This is a genomic window from Cupriavidus sp. 05N40 (genome assembly GCF_056397305.1).
On sequence record NZ_JBFTND010000443.1, the window covers coordinates 1 to 1,072 of the forward strand.

Below are 1,072 nucleotides of genomic sequence, written 5' to 3' on the forward strand. Positions count from 1 at the left end.
CGCCAGCACGTCGCCGAACGAAAGGCTGCCCATGCCATCGGCCTTGAGCCCCTTCCGGAAACCAGCGAGGTTCTTGCGGATGCCTGCCAGCGTGGGCGACAGCTTGTCGACGCCGGTGATCAGCGCCTTGAGTTGAAACTTATCGGCCATCCCCTACTCCGTGTCCGGCACGCTTTGCCGGTTGATGCGCATGGCGTGGTCGTACTGCTCCGCGATGATGCTGACCGGCCGGTCGAGCACCACCTCGGGATCCACCTTCCAGAAGCTGGCAAGGTCGTACGCGACGCGGATCAGGTCGTCGGCGTCGGTGACTTGCCCTTGAAGAAAAAACCGGCGACCGCCCAGCACAGCGCATTGAAATCGGACAGATCGAGTTCGTCGACAGCCGACATCGGAATGCCGCCGCACTTGACCAGGTACTGCGCCGCGGCGGTCGGGTTGAGCTGCACGTTCTCGTCTTTGTCGATCCAGTACGGCATGGCCTTGATGACCCGGGCGTCGGCCGGCTTGGGCTCGCGCAGCACGATCTCGTCGATCGCCTCACCGTGCGCGTTGACGGGCTTGGTGAGCTTGATGGTGGTTGTCGTCATTGCCACTTGCCCTCCACGCCATTGAACTCGAGCGACACCTTGCCGTCATCGCCAGCAGCGGACGGCTCGCCGACCACGTAAGCGCCGGTGAGCACGTAAGTCTTTCCGTTCTTGAACTCGATCGTGACCACCATGTCGATCGCGTCCTGCAGCTTGGTGAGCGGGAAGTCCTTGGTGAACGACATGTCCGCCTTGATGTAGGGGACCAGATCCTCCTCTTTGATCATCCCGGGGCGGATGCTTTCGCGCTTGTACTTCGTGATGGGCGCCTCGCCCGCGCCCTGGCAATCGAACTGCGTACCGTCCGCCTTGACGTAGACGGTACCGGCAATTTTTTGACCCATATCGGTCTCCTAAAATGCAAACGGCCCGCACGATGGCGGGCCGCGAGGTTGAGACAGCCGGTGCTTACGCGGCGGCCTGGTCGGGGTACTGCAGGCGGAACTGGTTGAGCAGCGCGAAGACACGCAGCTGGTTCACAT

General features: G+C 62.2%; 2 protein-coding genes. Both read right to left on the bottom strand.

What is annotated here, in order from left to right; all coding sequences use genetic code 11:
- Nucleotides 1-290: 290 nt before the first annotated feature.
- Nucleotides 291-590, bottom strand: a complete 300-nt coding sequence (locus AC1DO7_RS41340; protein ID WP_441616189.1) for a phage tail assembly protein — start codon at nt 588-590, stop codon at nt 291-293.
- On the bottom strand, nt 587-934 hold the full coding sequence (locus AC1DO7_RS41345; protein WP_441616191.1) for a phage tail tube protein: 348 nt from the start codon (nt 932-934) through the stop codon (nt 587-589). Before AC1DO7_RS41345 ends, AC1DO7_RS41340 begins: the two co-directional genes overlap by 4 nt.
- Between the last annotated feature and the right edge of the window lie 138 nt (nt 935-1,072).